This is a genomic window from Curtobacterium sp. MCBA15_016 (genome assembly GCF_001865105.1).
GTDB lineage: Bacteria > Actinomycetota > Actinomycetes > Actinomycetales > Microbacteriaceae > Curtobacterium.
Window position 1 is genome coordinate 68,153 of record NZ_MJGR01000032.1, and the last position, 531, is coordinate 68,683.

Genomic DNA, 531 nt, shown 5'->3' on the forward strand with positions numbered 1-531 from the left:
CCGCCGTCGTCGACCGTGACGAACAGGGCCCAGAGCGTCACCGCGACGGCGACGAACCCGACCGCGAGCAGCACGGTCGCGACGACGTGCAGCGCGACGACGCTCGCAGACCACCCCGCCCGCTCGACCCCGGACGTCGCGAGCGCGGGGTCGCCGTACGGAGGGGTGCCGTGCTCGCTGGTGTCCACGGCGTCAGTCTGCCGTGCCGAACGCGTCCGCCACGACCCCCAGCAAGCGGGGCCGGTGCCGAGGGTCCGCGACGGCGGTGAGCACCATCCGCCACATCGTCGCGACCGCGGGGAAGAGGTCCTGCCGCCCGGTCCGCACCGCCGAGACGAGCTGGACCCCGGTGAACATCGGGACGACGGTCGCGCCGAGCTGCTCGGGTGTCAGGTCCGTCCGGAGTTCACCGCTCGCGATCGCGAGGCGGAACAGGTCGCTGATCCCACCGATCCACTGGTCGTAGAAGGCGGCAGTCGCGGCACCGAACTCGCCGCGTTCGAGCGAGAGCCGGATGCCGGCGCTCACGAC

General features: G+C 73.1%; 1 protein-coding gene and 1 pseudogene. Both read right to left on the reverse strand.

What is annotated here, in order from left to right; all coding sequences use genetic code 11:
• Window positions 1-188: hypothetical protein (locus tag BIV03_RS19735; protein WP_175475843.1), on the reverse strand; the 188-nt coding region annotated here is incomplete at its 3' end.
• A 4-nt stretch (window positions 189-192) separates the two neighbouring features.
• Window positions 193-531 (reverse strand): annotated as a pseudogene (locus BIV03_RS19740) (hypothetical protein); the annotation flags it as partial.